This is a genomic window from Corynebacterium sp. NML140438 (genome assembly GCF_001875725.1).
Taxonomy (GTDB): Bacteria; Actinomycetota; Actinomycetes; order Mycobacteriales; family Mycobacteriaceae; genus Corynebacterium.
Genome location: NZ_MLCQ01000029.1, coordinates 247,422 through 263,428 on the forward strand (window position 1 = coordinate 247,422; position 16,007 = coordinate 263,428).

20 protein-coding genes are annotated in these 16,007 nt (G+C 61.4%); 5 read left to right on the forward strand and 15 right to left on the reverse strand.

The window, feature by feature from the left end:
* Nucleotides 1-29: 29 nt before the first annotated feature.
* From BJP08_RS09735 to secY, 9 genes are all read right to left on the reverse strand, one after another.
* Nucleotides 30-1,043 carry a DNA-directed RNA polymerase subunit alpha gene (locus BJP08_RS09735; RefSeq protein ID WP_071569389.1) on the reverse strand — a complete coding sequence of 338 codons (1,014 nt, stop codon included), beginning with the start codon at nt 1,041-1,043 and terminating at the stop codon, nt 30-32.
* A 105-nt stretch (nt 1,044-1,148) separates the two neighbouring features.
* The gene (gene rpsD / locus BJP08_RS09740; RefSeq protein ID WP_070363063.1) at nt 1,149-1,754 is read right to left on the reverse strand and encodes a 30S ribosomal protein S4; all 606 of its coding nucleotides are present in this window, start codon (nt 1,752-1,754) and stop codon (nt 1,149-1,151) included.
* Nucleotides 1,755-1,781: 27 nt separating this feature from the next.
* A complete protein-coding gene (gene rpsK, locus BJP08_RS09745; RefSeq protein WP_070363064.1) occupies nt 1,782-2,186 on the reverse strand; it encodes a 30S ribosomal protein S11 in 405 nt (134 codons plus the stop codon).
* 3 nt (nt 2,187-2,189) lie between these two features.
* Entirely contained in the window at nt 2,190-2,558 is a 369-nt protein-coding gene (gene rpsM, locus BJP08_RS09750) for a 30S ribosomal protein S13 (protein WP_070477572.1), read from the reverse strand.
* 179 nt (nt 2,559-2,737) lie between these two features.
* Nucleotides 2,738-2,956, reverse strand: coding sequence for a translation initiation factor IF-1 (gene infA, locus BJP08_RS09755; protein ID WP_018017508.1), 219 nt, complete (start codon nt 2,954-2,956; stop codon nt 2,738-2,740).
* Nucleotides 2,957-3,152: 196 nt separating this feature from the next.
* Entirely contained in the window at nt 3,153-3,944 is a 792-nt protein-coding gene (locus BJP08_RS09760; RefSeq protein WP_071569390.1) for a L,D-transpeptidase, read from the reverse strand.
* Nucleotides 3,945-3,958: 14 nt separating this feature from the next.
* Entirely contained in the window at nt 3,959-4,756 is a 798-nt protein-coding gene (gene map, locus BJP08_RS09765; protein WP_071569585.1) for a type I methionyl aminopeptidase, read from the reverse strand.
* Nucleotides 4,757-4,848: 92 nt separating this feature from the next.
* Complete coding sequence (locus tag BJP08_RS09770; RefSeq protein ID WP_071569391.1) at nt 4,849-5,394, reverse strand: adenylate kinase; 546 nt, start codon at nt 5,392-5,394, stop codon at nt 4,849-4,851.
* Entirely contained in the window at nt 5,394-6,722 is a 1,329-nt protein-coding gene (gene secY / locus BJP08_RS09775) for a preprotein translocase subunit SecY (RefSeq protein WP_071569392.1), read from the reverse strand. Before secY ends, BJP08_RS09770 begins: the two co-directional genes overlap by 1 nt.
* Before the next feature lie 277 nt (nt 6,723-6,999).
* Between secY and BJP08_RS09780 the strand changes: the two genes are divergently transcribed.
* Genes BJP08_RS09780 through BJP08_RS09795 form a run of 4 tightly spaced genes read left to right on the forward strand, consistent with a single transcriptional unit; the run spans nt 7,000 to nt 11,694 of the window.
* Nucleotides 7,000-9,477: a DMSO/selenate family reductase complex A subunit gene (locus BJP08_RS09780; RefSeq protein ID WP_071569393.1), complete on the forward strand. Its 2,478-nt coding sequence runs from the start codon at nt 7,000-7,002 to the stop codon at nt 9,475-9,477.
* A gap of 25 nt (nt 9,478-9,502) precedes the next feature.
* Complete coding sequence (locus BJP08_RS09785) at nt 9,503-10,147, forward strand: DMSO/selenate family reductase complex B subunit (protein ID WP_071569394.1); 645 nt, start codon at nt 9,503-9,505, stop codon at nt 10,145-10,147.
* Nucleotides 10,148-10,150: 3 nt separating this feature from the next.
* The gene (locus tag BJP08_RS09790) at nt 10,151-11,092 is read left to right on the forward strand and encodes a DmsC/YnfH family molybdoenzyme membrane anchor subunit (RefSeq protein ID WP_071569395.1); all 942 of its coding nucleotides are present in this window, start codon (nt 10,151-10,153) and stop codon (nt 11,090-11,092) included.
* Nucleotides 11,092-11,694, forward strand: coding sequence for a molecular chaperone (locus BJP08_RS09795; RefSeq protein ID WP_071569396.1), 603 nt, complete (start codon nt 11,092-11,094; stop codon nt 11,692-11,694). Before BJP08_RS09790 ends, BJP08_RS09795 begins: the two co-directional genes overlap by 1 nt.
* 71 nt (nt 11,695-11,765) lie before the next feature.
* Here BJP08_RS09795 and rplO read toward each other — a convergent pair whose 3' ends face one another.
* Genes rplO through rpsH form a run of 6 tightly spaced genes read right to left on the reverse strand, consistent with a single transcriptional unit; the run spans nt 11,766 to nt 14,449 of the window.
* A complete protein-coding gene (rplO, locus tag BJP08_RS09800) occupies nt 11,766-12,215 on the reverse strand; it encodes a 50S ribosomal protein L15 (RefSeq protein ID WP_083428509.1) in 450 nt (149 codons plus the stop codon).
* A 6-nt stretch (nt 12,216-12,221) separates the two neighbouring features.
* Nucleotides 12,222-12,407 carry a 50S ribosomal protein L30 gene (gene rpmD, locus BJP08_RS11250; RefSeq protein ID WP_070363074.1) on the reverse strand — a complete coding sequence of 62 codons (186 nt, stop codon included), beginning with the start codon at nt 12,405-12,407 and terminating at the stop codon, nt 12,222-12,224.
* A 5-nt stretch (nt 12,408-12,412) separates the two neighbouring features.
* Complete coding sequence (gene rpsE, locus BJP08_RS09805; protein WP_070363075.1) at nt 12,413-13,048, reverse strand: 30S ribosomal protein S5; 636 nt, start codon at nt 13,046-13,048, stop codon at nt 12,413-12,415.
* A gap of 40 nt (nt 13,049-13,088) precedes the next feature.
* Complete coding sequence (gene rplR, locus BJP08_RS09810; RefSeq protein ID WP_071569397.1) at nt 13,089-13,493, reverse strand: 50S ribosomal protein L18; 405 nt, start codon at nt 13,491-13,493, stop codon at nt 13,089-13,091.
* A 2-nt stretch (nt 13,494-13,495) separates the two neighbouring features.
* A complete protein-coding gene (gene rplF, locus BJP08_RS09815; protein ID WP_071569398.1) occupies nt 13,496-14,032 on the reverse strand; it encodes a 50S ribosomal protein L6 in 537 nt (178 codons plus the stop codon).
* 18 nt (nt 14,033-14,050) lie between these two features.
* Complete coding sequence (gene rpsH, locus BJP08_RS09820) at nt 14,051-14,449, reverse strand: 30S ribosomal protein S8 (RefSeq protein WP_071567385.1); 399 nt, start codon at nt 14,447-14,449, stop codon at nt 14,051-14,053.
* Between the two features lie 323 nt (nt 14,450-14,772).
* Between rpsH and BJP08_RS09825 the strand changes: the two genes are divergently transcribed.
* Entirely contained in the window at nt 14,773-16,005 is a 1,233-nt protein-coding gene (locus BJP08_RS09825; RefSeq protein WP_071569586.1) for an amidohydrolase, read from the forward strand.
* Nucleotides 16,006-16,007: the final 2 nt, after the last annotated feature.

The following is a 16,007-nucleotide window of genomic DNA, read 5'->3' on the forward strand; positions in this document are numbered from 1 at the left end:
GTATGGGATTGTGAGCGCGTGCTCTTGGTTTACTCGGTTTCTTCCGCGGTGTCGTCGACGTAGTCACCAGTCTCGGCGTCGTAGCCTTCGATCTGGGTCGGGTCGAAATCTTCCGGAGCGTCCTTCAGCGTCAGGCTCATGGAGGCGAGCTTGATCTTGACCTCGTTGATGGACTTCTCGCCAAAGTTGCGGATATCCATCAGGTCGGTCTCAGAGCACTCGGCCAGCTGGCCGACAGTGTTGATGCCCTCGCGCTTCAAGCAGTTGTAGGACCGGACGGAGAAGTTGAGATCTTCAATCGGCAGGTTGTAGGCCGCGATGAACTCCGTCTCCTGTGGGGACGGGCCGATCTCGATGCCTTCTGCTGCCGTGTTCAGCTCACGTGCCAGGCCGAACAGCTCCACCAGGGTGGAACCAGCTGACGCAAGCGCGTCACGAGCGGACATGGAGTTCTTCGTCTCCACGTCGATGATCAGCTTGTCGAAGTCGGTGCGCTGCTCGACACGGGTTGCCTCAACCTTGTAGGCGACACGGGTCACTGGGGAGTAGATCTGGTCGACCGGAATACGACCGGCTTCCCCACCAGAGTTCGGCACCGCCGGAACGTAGCCACGGCCACGCTCCACGACGAGCTCCATCTCAAGGCGTGCCTGCTCATTGAGCGACGCGATGTGCAGATCCGGGTTATGGATCTCAACATCAGCTGGCGTCTCAATGTCGCCGGCGGTCACGACCCCGGGCCCCTCAACGGACAGGTACATCACGACTGGCTCGTCGGACTCCGACGACAGCACGATGTCCTTAATGTTGAGGATGATCTCGGAAACGTTTTCCTTCACACCGTTGATGGTGGTGAACTCGTGGAGCACACCATCAATCTTGATCGAGGTCACCGCCGCGCCCGGGATGGACGACAGCAGCGTACGACGCAGGGAGTTACCCAGCGTGTACCCAAAACCTGGCTCGAGCGGCTCGATAACGAACTTCGAGCGGTTGGTATCGATGTACTCCTCGGTCAGCTGTGGACGCTGTGAGATGAGCATGAACTTCTCCTTTTCCGGCTACCACTATATGAAGCCGCGAGAATATGGACTTTCGGAACGATTTCGCACCACGTATCGACGTAGCGCGGGGTGAAGTAAGCGGGCTTACTTCGAGTAGAGCTCGACGATGAGCTGCTCCTGCAGCGGCACCTCGATCTGAGCGCGCTCCGGCAACTGGTGCACGAGAATGCGCAGGGTGTCCGGAACGACCTGGAGCCATGCCGGAACAACGGCGTCCAGCAGGTTGTCCTGGGCCTCTTCGAACCAGAGCATCTTGCGGGACTTGTCACGAACATCGATGATGTCGTACTGCGTGACCTTGTAGGAAGGAACGTCGATACGCTTGCCGTTCACGGTGAAGTGGCCGTGGGAAACAAGCTGACGTGCCTGGCGGCGCGTGCGCGCCAAACCTGCCCGGTAGACAACGTTGTCCAGACGGGACTCAAGCAGGATCAGCAGGTTGTCGCCGGTCTTACCTGGGAGACGGTTGGCCTCCTCGTAGTAGCGACGGAACTGCTTCTCCATCACTCCGTAGGTGAAGCGAGCCTTCTGCTTCTCCTGGAGCTGGAGCAGGTACTCAGATTCCTTGATGCGAGCGCGGCCAGCCTGCCCTGGAGGGTAGGGGCGACGCTCGAAGGACATGTCACCACCGACGAGATCGACGCGGAGGCGACGGGACTTACGGGTAGCAGGGCCGGTATAACGAGCCATGATGTATTACCTCTTTTCCTTTCTGCCTTAAACGCGACGACGCTTCGCCGGACGGCAGCCGTTGAACGGCTGTGGGGTCACGTCAGAGATCGAGGACACCTCCAGGCCAGCAGCCTGGAGCGAACGGATTGCGGTCTCACGGCCGGAGCCTGGACCCTTGACGAAAACGTCAACCTTCTTCATACCGTGGTCCATCGCCTTGCGAGCAGCGTTCTCAGCTGCCATCTGAGCAGCGAACGGCGTGGACTTGCGGGACCCCTTGAAGCCAACGTGGCCGGAGGAAGCCCAGGAGATCACAGCACCGGTCTGATCGGTGATCGAGACGATGGTGTTGTTGAAGGTCGACTTGATGTATGCGTGGCCAGCTGCCACGTTCTTCTTTACGATGCGACGGCCACCACGGCGCGCACCGGAACGAGTCTTAGGAGGCATGGATTACTTCTTCTTTCCTGCGATGGTCTTCTTCGGGCCCTTACGAGTGCGAGCGTTCGTCTTGGTGCGCTGCCCACGAACAGGCAGGCCACGACGGTGACGAAGGCCCTGGTAGGAGCCGATTTCAATCTTGCGGCGGATGTCTGCCTGCACCTCACGACGCAGGTCGCCCTCTACGGTGTAGGAGGACTCGATTGCGTCACGCAGTGCGGACAGCTGATCGTCGCTCAGGTTGTCCGTACGCAGGTCTGGAGAAATGCCCGTCTTCTCGAGCAGCTCCTTGGCGCGGGTAGCGCCGATGCCATAAATGTAAGTAAGTGCGATCTCCATGCGCTTATTGCGCGGAAGATCAACACCAGCTAGACGTGCCATGTGGAACGTACCTTTCGGGTTGTTACGGCGGTTTTCTCCCTATCCGTCCACGCCAACCGACTCTTTATCCGGACCGTACCGGAGGATGGGTCGTGATACACGTGGCTTTGGCCACCGTAGCCAAAGGTAAGCGACGCGCAGCAACGCCACGCGTCTGGGTAAGGAGGCTTCAAACGAAATTACTTGTAGCGGTACGTAATACGCCCACGGTCCAGGTCGTACGGAGATAGCTCCACGATGACCCGGTCTTCCGGGAGGATGCGGATGTAGTGCTGGCGCATCTTGCCACTGATGTGAGCAAGGACCTCATGCCCGTTGTCGAGTTCGACACGGAACATAGCATTCTTCAAAGGTTCGACGATGCGACCCTCTACCTCAATGGCGCCTTCTTTTGCCATACACTCCACTTCCTATAACCCGCGAAACACGGTCGCACACAGTGACACACAGTGTTTCCGCTGGTAGCTGACGTAAAACATACTTGTACTACGTGGTGCATAAACACCGGTGATCAACTATAGCCCTTCACCAGCACAAACACAAGCCCACCTGGGACGGTGAGGTCCGCAGGTGGGCGTCGAAAAGTGCGAACGGCTAGAAGACGAAGACCTTGTCCCCGATTGCCAAGTCCTGGAAGTAGCGCTGCGCGTCGGCGCGGTACATGCGCACGCAACCGTGCGAGAGGATCGATGGATCGCCCTGGTGGAACGCAATACCGTTGTTAGTGAAGTACGTCGCGTACGGCATCGGCGCGTTGCCGAACTCCCACGAGATCTCGTCCTTGACCTTGCGGTTGACGTAGAACGTACCCTTCGGCGTATCAAGACCTGGCCTACCAGGGCCAATGAGGTCAGCCTTGTAGTACATCTGACCGTTGTTCTGCAGCCAGGATCGGCGGCCGCCGGTATCGACGCACACCTTCGCGTCCTTCGGGCACGGGCCGTAGTCGAAGGCCGGCTGCGCAGGAGGAGCAGGGCGCGCAGGAGGAGCAGGGCGCGCGGCGGGCTTCGGCGCAGGCTTCGGGGTCTTCTCAGCGATCAGGCCTGGGTAGAAGCGCTCGACAGTCGCGTCGATGCTCGCCTTTGCCTGTGCTGGCAGGTCCTTATTGATGACCGCCAGGCCATCGGCCTGCGCACGCAGCGAGTTACGCGTCTGCCAAGCACGTTCCCGAGCGTCAGGTGTGCTGGAGCCGATGCTCGAAAGCTGAGATTGCGTCTGCTCAAGCAGCGCGCCCAATCCGCCTTCCGAGGACATCGCTGGCTGTTGCTGTGCCTCCGCCAGCACTGGCTGGGCAAATAGTGAAGCAGCAACGCCGATTCCAACGCCAATGCCAGCAAGCTTGCGGCTCAGCTGGGACGGCTTCGCATGTCGAGGTTGATAACGCATGTCGGCAGTATAGCTTACTTCGCGTCTCGCACCGTGAGGATGCGCGGCCCGTCGGCCGTCGCAGCAACCGTGTGTTCCCAGTGAGAGGCGGGCGCACCGTCGATGGAAACGACCGTCCAATCGTCGCCGAGCACCTCCGTATCAATTTCCCCGCCGAGGATCAGCATCGGCTCAATGGCCAGCACGGACCCCTCCTGGATGAGCGGTCCCCGGCCTGGTTTCCCCTCGTTTGCGAGGTACGGATCCTCATGCATCGTCCGGCCGATGCCGTGCCCGCCGTACCCGTCGACAATGCCGAGCTCTACCCCAAACTTCTCCTCCGCTGCGTACGTCGCGCGCTCGAGCGCATGCGAGACGTCAGTCAGGCGGTTGCCCGGCACCATCGCCTTGAGCCCCTCGTACAGGACCCACTCGGTCGCCTGATTCAGCTTCTCGACGCCTTCTTCGAGCTCACCCACACCGAACGTCCACGCGGAGTCCCCCACCCAGCCGTCCAGCGTCGCGCCGCAATCGATGGACACCAGGTCGCCTTCGTGCAGCACAGTCTCCTTATTCGGGATGCCATGCACAACAACCTCGTTGACCGACGCGCAAATCGACCCCGGGAAGCCCTGGTACCCCAGGAACGTCGGCGTTGCACCGTGATCACGAATGACGGTCTCCGCAACCTTGTCCAGGTCGAGCGTCGACACGCCCGGTGCGGCGGACGCACGTACCTCCTGCAGCGCCAGACCAACGATCCGCCCAGCCTTTTCCATCGCGTCGAGCTGCTCAGGCGTCTTCGCGACAATCTTGCGCTTCCGGAACCCCATCATCTGTTTCCTTCCTTATAATGCTGCGTGAAAAGGCCGGTAGGCACTCCCCGAGTCCCTACCGGCCCTTGTGCTTCTACAGGCGCTGTTTGTTACTTCTTCAGCTGCGCCATCGCGCGCTCGTTGATCTCGTCAACATCGCCGACAGCGTCGATGGAGATGATCTCGTTGCCGTAGTGGTCAATCAGCGGCGCGGTTTCGTCGCGGTAGACCTTGAGGCGGGTGCGGATCGTTTCCTCGTTGTCGTCCGCGCGACCACGGGCGAGCATGCGCTCGACGACCACATCCTCGTCGACAACAAAGTTGAGCACGCCGTCCAGCTTCAGGCCCTGCTTGCCCAGCAGCTCCTTGAGGATCTCTGCCTGTTCAACGGTGCGCGGGAAGCCGTCGAGCAAGAAGCCGTTCGCGGCATCCTCCTGGTTGAGGCGGTCTTCCACCATGCGCGCGGTGACGTCCGTCGGGACGAGCTTGCCTGCATCGATGTAGCTCTTCGCCTCAACACCGAGCGGAGTGCCCTGTCCGATGTTTGCGCGGAACAGGTCGCCGGTGGAGATGTGAGGGACGCCGAGCTTCTCGGAGAGAATCGCTGCCTGAGTGCCTTTGCCAGCGCCGGGAGGGCCAAGTAGTACAAGTCGCATTATCGCAACAGTCCTTCGTAGTTGGATTGGAGAAGTTGGGATTCAATTTGCTTAACCGTAGTCAATGCTACAGAAACCATAATCAGGATGGCTGTACCACCGAACGCGCTCATGCCACCTCGGCCAGCGCCTCCAATACCGGCGTCGAGTGCCAGGTTCGGCAGGATCGCGATGAGTGCCAGGTAGAGCGCACCAACGAACAGCAGGCGGTTCATCACAAAGGAGAGATACTCGGCGGTTGGGCGGCCCGGACGAATTCCCGGGATGAAGCCGCCGTACTTCTTCATGTTCTCCGCCTGGTCGACCGGGTCGTACTGGATGGAGACGTAGAAGTAGGAGAAGAAGATGATCATGGCGAAGTACCCCAGGATGTACTGCCAGGAGCCCGGGTTCTGCAGCCACGCCATGACGTTGTTCATCCACCAGTTGTCCGGCGGGGTCTGATTGTTCATGGTGACAATCTGCGTGATCAGCACGGGCACGTACATCAGCGAGGAAGCAAAGATCACAGGAATAACGCCTGCCTGGTTCACCTTCAGCGGAAGGTACGTTGAGGAACCGCCGTACTGACGACGCCCAACCATGCGCTTCGCGTACTGCACCGGGATGCGACGCTGGCCCTGCTCGATGAAGATAATGCCCACCACCAACGCGACGATCGCCGCGACGACCATGGCGAAAGTAACCGCACCGGAGTTCTTCAGGATGTAGGCACCCTCGGACGGAAGCTTCGTCGCAATACCAGCGAAGATCAGCAGGGACATGCCGTTGCCGACGCCCTTCTCGGTGATGATCTCGCCAAGCCACATGATCAAGACCGCACCCGACGTCATGACGATGATCATCATGATGAGCGTCCAGATGTTGCGATCCTCAACTAGCACCGGCGTCCCCTGACCGAGCAGCTGCTCGCGGTCAGCCAACGCGACGATGCCCGCGGACTGCAGCAGCGCCAGCGCCACCGTGAGGTAACGCGTGTACTGCGTCATCTTGGTTTGGCCGGACTGCCCTTCCTTCTTCAGTTCTTCAAACTTCGGAATCACGACAGTCAGCAGCTGCACGATAATCGACGCCGTAATGTACGGCATGATGCCAATCGCGAAGATGGACAGCTGCAGCAGCGCGCCACCGGAGAACAACCCGATGATGGAGAACATCGTGGCGTTATCCCCGTCTGCGACTTCCTGCAGGCGGGAGTTGATCAACGCATAGTCGACACCAGGCGTCGGAATCTGGGCACCAATGCGGTACAGAATCATCAACGCAAGGGTAATCAGAATCTTCTTCCGAAGATCCGGGTCCTTGAACGCTTGGAATATAGCGGACACAAAGCCTCCTGGCTCCTGCAGCACTCACGCAGGAGATAGTGGACAGTACGGTTGCCAAAAGTGCACGTCACAACCACCGCGGCGGTCAGACGAGACACTCCAGACAGGATTGACCCCACCACTCTACCAGTTAGCAGCGCAAACCCCCGCTTTGGCCAGCACACCTCGAAACGTTTCCAACTTTCGGTTGAAAATCACTACACTCACCAATAGGTAATTGGCATTACATTTATTCACGACTTTTCCGTAAAAATTCTTCGCATGTGAAGGGACAGCGATGAGCACAGCACCAACACCGCCAACGACGCGGACTCCCGTCAGTCGGCGTAAGTTCCTCCAATGGTCAGGCCTCGTGGGCGGTGCAGCCGTAGCCACGACCGCCGCCTCCGGCACGCTGCTTCGAGGCACGCCGGGCGTCGGCGCTGCGGAAGCCGCTGAAGGCTCCAGCACCGACCCAAAGTTCGTCTGGTCCGCCTGCACCGTCAACTGCGGCTCACGCTGCCCGCTGCGCCTGCAGATCGAGGACGGCCGCGTCACCCGCGTCCTCCCCGACGACGGCGGCGACAACACCATCGGCTCCCAGCAGATCCGCGCGTGCGTGCGTGGCCGATCGATCCGCCACCGGATCTACAACCCGGACCGTCTGAAGACGCCACTGAAGCGCAAGCCTGGCACGAAGCGCGGCGACGGCGAATGGGTCGAGATTTCCTGGGAGCAGGCGCTCGACGAAATTGCCGACCAGATGAAGGGCATCCTGGACAAGTACGGCAACGAGTCCATCTACCTCGCGTACGGCACCGGCACCATCGGTGGCACCGTGGCACGCTCCTGGCCACCCGCTGAAACCCCCTTCGCACGCTTCATGAACCTCATCGGCGGCTACCTGAACCACTACGCCGACTACTCCACCGCCCAGATCACGGCCGCCTACCCGTACCACTACGGCGCGTGGGTCACGTCGAACTCCTTCGACGACGTGAAGAACTCGAAGCTGCAGGTCATGTTCGGCAACAACCCGCTGGAGACCCGCATGTCCGGTGGCGGCGAAACGTTCGTGACGCAGCAGACGAAGCGCAAGTACGGCGTGAAGACCATCGTGATCGACCCGCGCTACTCCGAGACCGCCGTCGGGCTTGGCGACGAATGGGTCCCGATCCGCCCCGGCACCGACGCAGCGCTGGTTGCCGGCCTCGCGCACGTGCTACTCTCCGAGAACCTGCACGACCAGGCGTTCCTGGACAAGTACTGCGTCGGCTTTGATGAGGACCACATGCCGAAGGGTGCGCCGAAGAACGGCTCGTACCGCTCCTACATTGAAGGCAAGGGGCCGGATGGCGTCGAGAAGACTCCCGAGTGGGCCGCCCGCGTCTGCGGTGTACCCGCGCAGAAGATCCGCCAGCTCGCCCGCGAGATGGGCACCGCAAAGCCGACCGCTATTACCCAGGGCTGGGGCCCGCAGCGCCACGCGAATGGCGAGAACCAGTCGCGCGCGGTGTTTACGCTTGCGGCGCTGCTCGGGCAGATCGGCATCCCCGGCGGTGGTACCGGTGCTCGCGAAGGCTCGGCAAGCTTGCCGATGACGTACCCGTTCAACACGCAGTACGAGAACCCGGTGGAGACCTCGATCTCGGTTGCGATGTGGCCGCAGGCCGTCGACCACGGCCCAGCAATGACCAAGACAAAGGACGGCGTGCGGGGCAAGGACAAGCTCGACGTCCCGATCAAGATGATCTGGCAGTACGCCGGCAACACCAACACGAACCAGCACGGCGACCTGAACCGCACCGTCGAGCTGCTTCGCGACGACTCCAAGGCCGAACTCATCGTCGTCAGCGACATCCAGATGACCGTATCCGCCCGCTACGCCGACTACGTCCTGCCGGACTGCTCCACCGCGGAGCAGACCGATATCATCCAGCAGGGCTCGGCAGGCAACCTGGAGTACACCATCCTGGCCTCCAACGCCATCAAGCCGCTCTACGACTGCCGCCCGATTTACGACGTCATCGCCGACCTCGCCGAGCGTTTCGGCGTGCGCGACAAGTTCACCGAAGGTCGCACGCAGGAAGAGTGGCTGCGCTACACCCTCGACGAATCCCGCAAGGAGATCCCGGAGCTGCCATCCTTTGAGGAGCTCAAGAAGATGGGTGTGTGGCGTCGAGAAGGCGAAACCACAGTCGCGCTGAAGGACTTCCGCGAGGACCCCGAGGCCAACCCGCTTGAGACCCCAAGCGGCAAGATCGAGATCTTCTCCTCCGAGCTCTACGAGATGTCGAAGGAGTGGGAATTCGACCCGAACATCGCCGGTGACAAGCTGACGCCACTGCCGGAGCACGTCGCCACGTGGGAAGGCGCCGAGGAAGCCGCAGACAACAAGGAGTACCCGCTGCAGGTCATTGGCCACCACACCAAGGGCCGCACCCACTCCTCCTACGGCAACGTCGACTGGCTACGCGACGACGCCCACCCGCAAGTCCTCTGGATCAACCCCATCGACGCCAAGGAACGCGGCATCAAAAACGATGACCCCGTCTACGCCTACAACAAGCGTGGCCGGATCCGCTCCATCGCCCGCGTCACCCCGCGCATCGCCCCCGGTGTCATCTCGGTTCCGCAGGGCTCCTGGTTCAACCCGAAGGATGGCGGCGTGGACGTAGGGGCGTCCGTAAATACGCTGACCAGCTGGCACCCCTCCCCTCTTGCCAAGGGCAACGCGCAGCACACCGCACTGTGCCAAGTCGAAAAAGCGAAATAAGAACACCAAGGAGTGAAACAACAACATGGCTAAAAGCAACGACAAGCCAAGCAAGCGCCTTGGTTTCTTCTTCGACCAAACCTTGTGCAACGGCTGCAAGGCCTGCCAGATCGCCTGCAAGGACAAGCACAACACACCACTCGGGGTGAACTGGCGCCGCGTCGTCGAGTACTCCGGCGGCGACTGGAACCGCAACGCCGACGGCGAGCTGACCACCAACACGTTCACCTACTACACATCGGTGTCCTGCAACCACTGCGACAACCCGATCTGCACCAAGGTCTGCCCGACCACCGCGATGCACATTGGCGAAGACGGCGTGGTCTCCGTCGACCCACACAAGTGCGTCGGCTGCCGCTACTGCGAATGGGCGTGCCCCTACTCCGCGCCACAGTTCAACCCTGAAAAGGGCGTCATGACGAAGTGCGACCTGTGCGCCGACTACCGCGCCGAGGACAAAGACCCCGCCTGCGTAGCGGCCTGCCCGTCGCGCGCGCTCGACTGGGGCCCAATCGACGAACTACGTAAGGAACACGGCGACGTCGCTGGCATCGCCCCGCTGCCGGACCCGACGTTTACCGAACCACGCCTGACCATCAAGCCGCACAAGGACGCGAAACGCTGGGACGCGACCGACGCCGGCGAGATCATGAACCCGGAAGAGGTCTAACCCATGAATATGCACGAATGGCCCCTGACGTTCTTCACCACGTTCGGACAGATGGCAGTCGGCGCGTTCTTCGTCCTCGGCGTGATCACAATGCTCGGACGCACCCGCTACTCCGCCAACGCAATCAACCGCATCTGCGTGCCAGCGCTCTACGCAATCGGCCCAATCATGATCGCGGGTTTCTGCCTCGCGTTCTTCCACCTCGGCAACCCAATTAACGCGCTGAACGTGATGCGCCACATCAGCTCCTCCGGGCTCACGCAAGAGCTGGTTGGTGGCTGCATCTTCGCAGCACTCGGGTTCTTGTTCGCGGCCTGCCAATTCTTCGACTGGGGCTCCGTGGGCACCCGCACGGCAATTGCTGTGGTGACCGCGATTGCGGGCATCGGGTTCATCGCCACCATGGCGCGCCTCTACATGCTGCCAACAATCCCTTCGTGGAACCACTGGACCACCCCGGCGGCGTTCTACCTCTCCGCGGCGGTCACAGGACTCCTCGCGATTGCGGTCGCGCTCACGGCCTACAACTGGCTCGAGGACTCCGCGCTGATCAAGAAGCTCATCCCGTCCGCGCGCAACGAGGACCAGACCGAGGCCCAAAAGGAAGAGGTCTGGGACCTGATCCACGCATCGCTGCGCTGGATCGGTATCGCACTGACCGTCGTTGTACCGCTGATCTTCATCGTGATGATCTTCAACTACGGCCGCCCCGCCGGCCCTAACCCGGCGCAGTTCGAGTTCAACATGACCGCGTTCGTCATCCGCATCGGCCTGCTGCTCATCGGCGCGTTTATCGTCGGGCTCATCCTGGCGTTCGGTGGCCGCACCCGCCGCCCGACCGGGAGCGCGATGCTGTGGATCACCGTCGCCTACATCCTGGTGGTCATCGCGGAGCTGCTCGGCCGGTTCATGTTCTACGGCGCAGTTGACCGGATCGGAATCTGATGGGTACAGAGCTACTTGAGCGCTGCCGCATCGCAGCGGACATCGTGGGGCAACTCTTCCTCGACGAGCCCCAGGGCCCGCTTCTCGACGCCCTCTCCGACCCCTCCTTCCTGCAGTCATGGCCGCTCGAGGACAACACATCGCAGCAGGCCATCACCGGGCTGCTTCAGGCAGAGCGCGACACCGCCGAGGCCCTGCAGCGCGACCACCTCTACCTCTTCATCGGCGTAAGCTCCCCACTTGCCCAACCGTACGAGTCCCCGTACTTCTCCAAGGACGGCCTCGTCATGGACGATGACACCGCGGCAGTCGCCGCCTTCTACCACCAGGTAGGTTTCGCCCCCGGTGCGGACAATTTGCCACCGGACCACATCGGGCTCGAGTTCCGCTGCATCAGCCACCTGTGCGCCCTGGCGCTCAACGCCTCCGGCGAGGAGGCGCGCACCGCGGCGCTCGGAGCGCTCAAAACGTTCACCACCGAGCACCCCGCCAGGTTCGCCGAGCAAGTGCTCGGGTGCATCGAAAAGCACGCGAACACCGCAATCTACCGGGCACTTCCTGGGCTCGCGCGGGGCGTGCTCGCCGCCGTCGAAACTCTCTAATACGAAAGCTCCCCACCTCGTCCTGGACGAGTGGGGAGCTTTGCTATTCGCTGTGGTGCGAAGATGAAAGCTTACGCCTGGGTGGTGGAGCCACCAGCAGCCTCGATCTTCTCAACCGCAGACTTGGAGAACTTGGTAGCGGTGACGTCCAACTTGACGTTGATGTCGCCGTTGCCCAGCACCTTGACCGGCTGGTTCTTGCGAACCAAGCCAGCTGCGACGATGTCGTCGATGGTGATGGTGCCACCGTTCGGGAACGCCTCTGCGAGCGCCTGAACGTTGACTACCTGGTACTCCACGCGGTTCGGGTTCTTGAAGCCCTTGAGCTTCGGCAGACGCATGTGAAGTGGCATCTGGCCACCCTCAAATGCTGCGGAAACCTGCTTGCGAGCCTTGGTGCCCTTGGTACCACGGCCAGCGGTCTTGCCGCCCTTGCCTGCTTCACCGCGACCTACGCGGAACTTTGGTTTGTTCGCGCCCTTTGCTGGGCGCAGATCATGGAGCTTGATAATTTCAGCCATGTTGTTCTACTCCCCTGCAACTTCTTCGACGGTAACGAGGTGGCGAACCTTCAGGATCTGTCCACGAGTAGCGGCGTTGTCCTTCTTGATGACGGACTGGCCGATCTTACGCAGACCGAGTGCCTCGAGGTTCTTACGGGTCAGCGGCTTCTCGCCAACCTTGCCGTGGTGCAATGTGATCTTCAAAGCCATTGTTCTTACGCCTCCTGTCCTGCGCGTGCGCGCAGCATGCGAGCAGGTGCGACGTCCTCGAGGTCCTTGCCGCGCTTCGCAGCAACTTCCTCTGGGCGTACGAGCTGCTTGAGACCAGCAACCGTTGCCTGGACAACGTTCAGCGCGTTGTCAGAACCGATCGACTTCGCAAGGATGTCCTGGACACCAGCGCACTCGAGCACTGGACGGACTGCGCCACCGGCGATAACACCGGTACCTGGAGCAGCCGGGCGCAGCATAACGATGCCAGCGGCCTCTTCTGCCTGGACTGGGTGAGGAATGGTGCCACCGATCATTGGGACGCGGAAGAAGTTCTTACGTGCTTCTTCTGCACCCTTCTGGATAGCGGCAGGAACTTCCTTCGCCTTGCCGTAGCCCACGCCGACCATGCCCTTGCCGTCACCAACGACGACGAGAGCGGTGAAGGACATGTTGCGTCCGCCCTTCACGGTCTTTGCGACACGGTTGATGGTGATGACGCGCTCAATGTACTTGTCGCGGTCATCGTTCTGGTTGCGACGGTCATCGCGACGGCCACGGCCACCGCGGTTGTTGCGCTCATTCTTCTTGTTCTGGTTGTCGGCGGAGCGTCCGCCGTCACGCCGTTCACGTTCGGCCATTACGCGATCCTTCCGTTGATGGTGATGATTGCGGTGGTCATTAGAACTTCAGACCACCTTCACGAGCGGCGTCGGCAAGAGCTGCGACGCGACCGTGGTACTTGTAACCTGCGCGGTCGAAGACGATAGCTTCGATGCCTGCAGCCTTGGCGCGCTCAGCGATCAGCTGGCCAACCTTGGCTGCCTTTGTCTTCTTGTCACCTTCCAACGCACGCACGTCGGCCTCGATGGAGGACGCTGCTGCGAGCGTGTGGCCAGCGAGATCGTCGATCACCTGGACGTGGATGTGACGCGAAGAGCGGTGCACAACGAGACGTGGAGTCTCTGGGGTGCCGCGCAGCGTCTTGCGGATACGGAAGTGGCGACGTGCACGAGCCTCGCGACGGCGGGAGGAAATATCCTTGCCGACCGGAGTGCGCTTGGTGTTCTCTGCAGAATTGCTCATGATTACTTACCCGTCTTTCCGACCTTGCGACGGATCTGCTCGCCCTCGTAGCGGATGCCCTTACCCTTGTATGGGTCATCCTTACGGAGGCGGCGAATGTTCGCCGCGATCTGGCCAACCTGCTGCTTGTCAATGCCCTCGATGGAGAACTTGGTAGTTCCATCGACTGCGAAGCTGATCCCTTCCGGAGCCTCGATGAGGATCGGGTGGGAGTAGCCGAGCGAGAACTCGAGGTTCTTACCCTTGGCCTGGACACGGTAGCCGACACCGAAGATCTCCATGTTGATCTTGTAGCCCTCGGTCACGCCAACAACGAGGTTGTTGATCATGGAGCGGGACAGACCGTGCAGCGCACGGTGCTTACGGTGATCGTCCGGACGGGAGACGACAATCTCGTTGTCCTCAACCGCAGCGGTGATTGGCTCAGGCATCTCGAAGTTCAGGGAACCCTTTGGGCCCTTGACCTCTACGACCTGACCGTTAACGTTTACTTCGACACCATTCGGGATGGCGATGGGTGCATTACCTACACGCGACATAGTCTTTTCAACCTCCCTTTACCAGACGTAGGCGAGAACTTCTCCGCCTACACCCTTCTCCTGGGCCTGACGGTCGGTGAGGAGACCGTGGGACGTGGAGATGATCGCCACACCCAGACCACCCAGCACCTGCGGCAGGTCGTTGGACTTTGCGTACACGCGCAGACCAGGCTTGGACACGCGACGCAGGCCAGCGATGGCTGCCTCACGGGTCGGGCCGTACTTGAGGTCCAGGGTCAGCTGCTTGCCAACCTTGGCGTCCTCAACCTTGTAATCAGCAATGTAGCCTTCCTGCTTCAGGATCTCGGCGATGTTCGCCTTGATCTTGGAGGAAGGCATCGTCACGCTCTCGTGCTGTGCGTGCGACGCGTTGCGCACGCGAGACAGCATGTCTGCGATTGGATCAGTCATCGTCATAAGATGTGACCGTTTACCTTTCTCGTTGCGGTTCCCTACCCACCTGACCAGCAAGACTGTGTCGTGCCAGGTCGCGTTTTCCGCATGATCTGTCGGGGGCTACTTCACGCTCCCCACGCTCAATAACGCGGGGCGCTCGCCGCCTCCCTTGCACGCGGTCCGCTTCTCGGCGGGGGGCCTGCAACAAAGTTGGATGTACAATGTTCTTTCGGATTTTGCGCGCAGACAACCATCTGTGCACAAGTCCGTTCGGCCACATTACACCTTCTGCCCGCAGGAAACAAGTCGCGTTCGGCGATGCGCGTCGTCGTATAGTCGGCAGCATGAAGCACCTTGACGAACTTTTCGACGCCCTCTCCGCCACCCGCTCGCACCGTGAGGAGCTCTACCGCTGGTTCCACCAGCACGCGGAGCTGTCGATGCAGGAAACCGAAACGACGCAGCGCATCATACAGGAGCTCGAAGCCGCCGGAATTCGGTTTAGCCAGCTGGGCGAGACGGGCGTCGTCGCCACCATCGAGAACGGCCCCGGCCCCGTGGTCGCGCTGCGTGGCGACACCGACGGCCTGCCCGTCAAGGAGGATTCCGGCAAGGACTACGCCTGCACCCGAACCCAGGTGGATGCGGCGACTGGTCAACAGGTGCCAGTATCCCACGCGTGTGGTCACGACTTCCACATCTGCTCGGTACTCGCGGCGCTCAACGCCTTCAATTCCTGCCGCGACGTCTGGTCGGGCACGCTGGTGGGGGTGTTCCAGCCCGGCGAGGAAACTGCGTCGGGTGCGCGCTCCATGGTTGAGCACGGCATCTCCGACACGGTTCCCCACCCTGATGTGTACTTGGGCCAGCACGTGCTCGGCACCCTTCCGTTGGGACACGTGGGGACCCGGCCAGGCCCGGTGCTGTCCCAGGCGTTCTCGGTCAAAGTGACGGTGCACGGCGTGGGTTCGCACGGCTCCATGCCTGAGATGGGCGTTGACGCGGTCTTGTTGGCGTCGACAATTGTGACGAGGCTGCACACAGTGGTGTCCCGCGAGGTCGCAGCCTCGGAGACCGCGGTGCTAACGGTCGGGGCGATCCACGCGGGCGCAAAGTCCAACGTCATCCCTGATAGCGCTGAGTTGCTCATCAACACCCGCGCCTATTCGGAGGCGACAAGCGAGCACCTCAAGGAGGCCATCGAGCGCACCGTGCGCGCCGAGTGCGAGGCAGCGCGCAGCCCACAAGCACCCGAGTTCGAGTACTACGACGCCTACCCACTCACCTGCAATGACGAAACGGTGACGCGGCGGGTACGCAAGGCCTTCGAGGAGCAGTTCGGCGACGAAGCCCAGACGCTGGAACAAGTCCCTGCCAGCGAGGACTTCTCGATCATCCCGGATGCCCTCGGCGTACCGTACACCTTCTGGGGGCTCGGCGGCTTCGCCAGCTACCCACATGCGCCGGGCAACCACTCCGCCGCATTCGCACCCGACCTGCAGCCGACACTGGACCGCGGCGCCGAAGCGATGGTCACCGCAGCGAGCGCGTGGCTCGTCAGCGAGGGGCGCGACTAGAG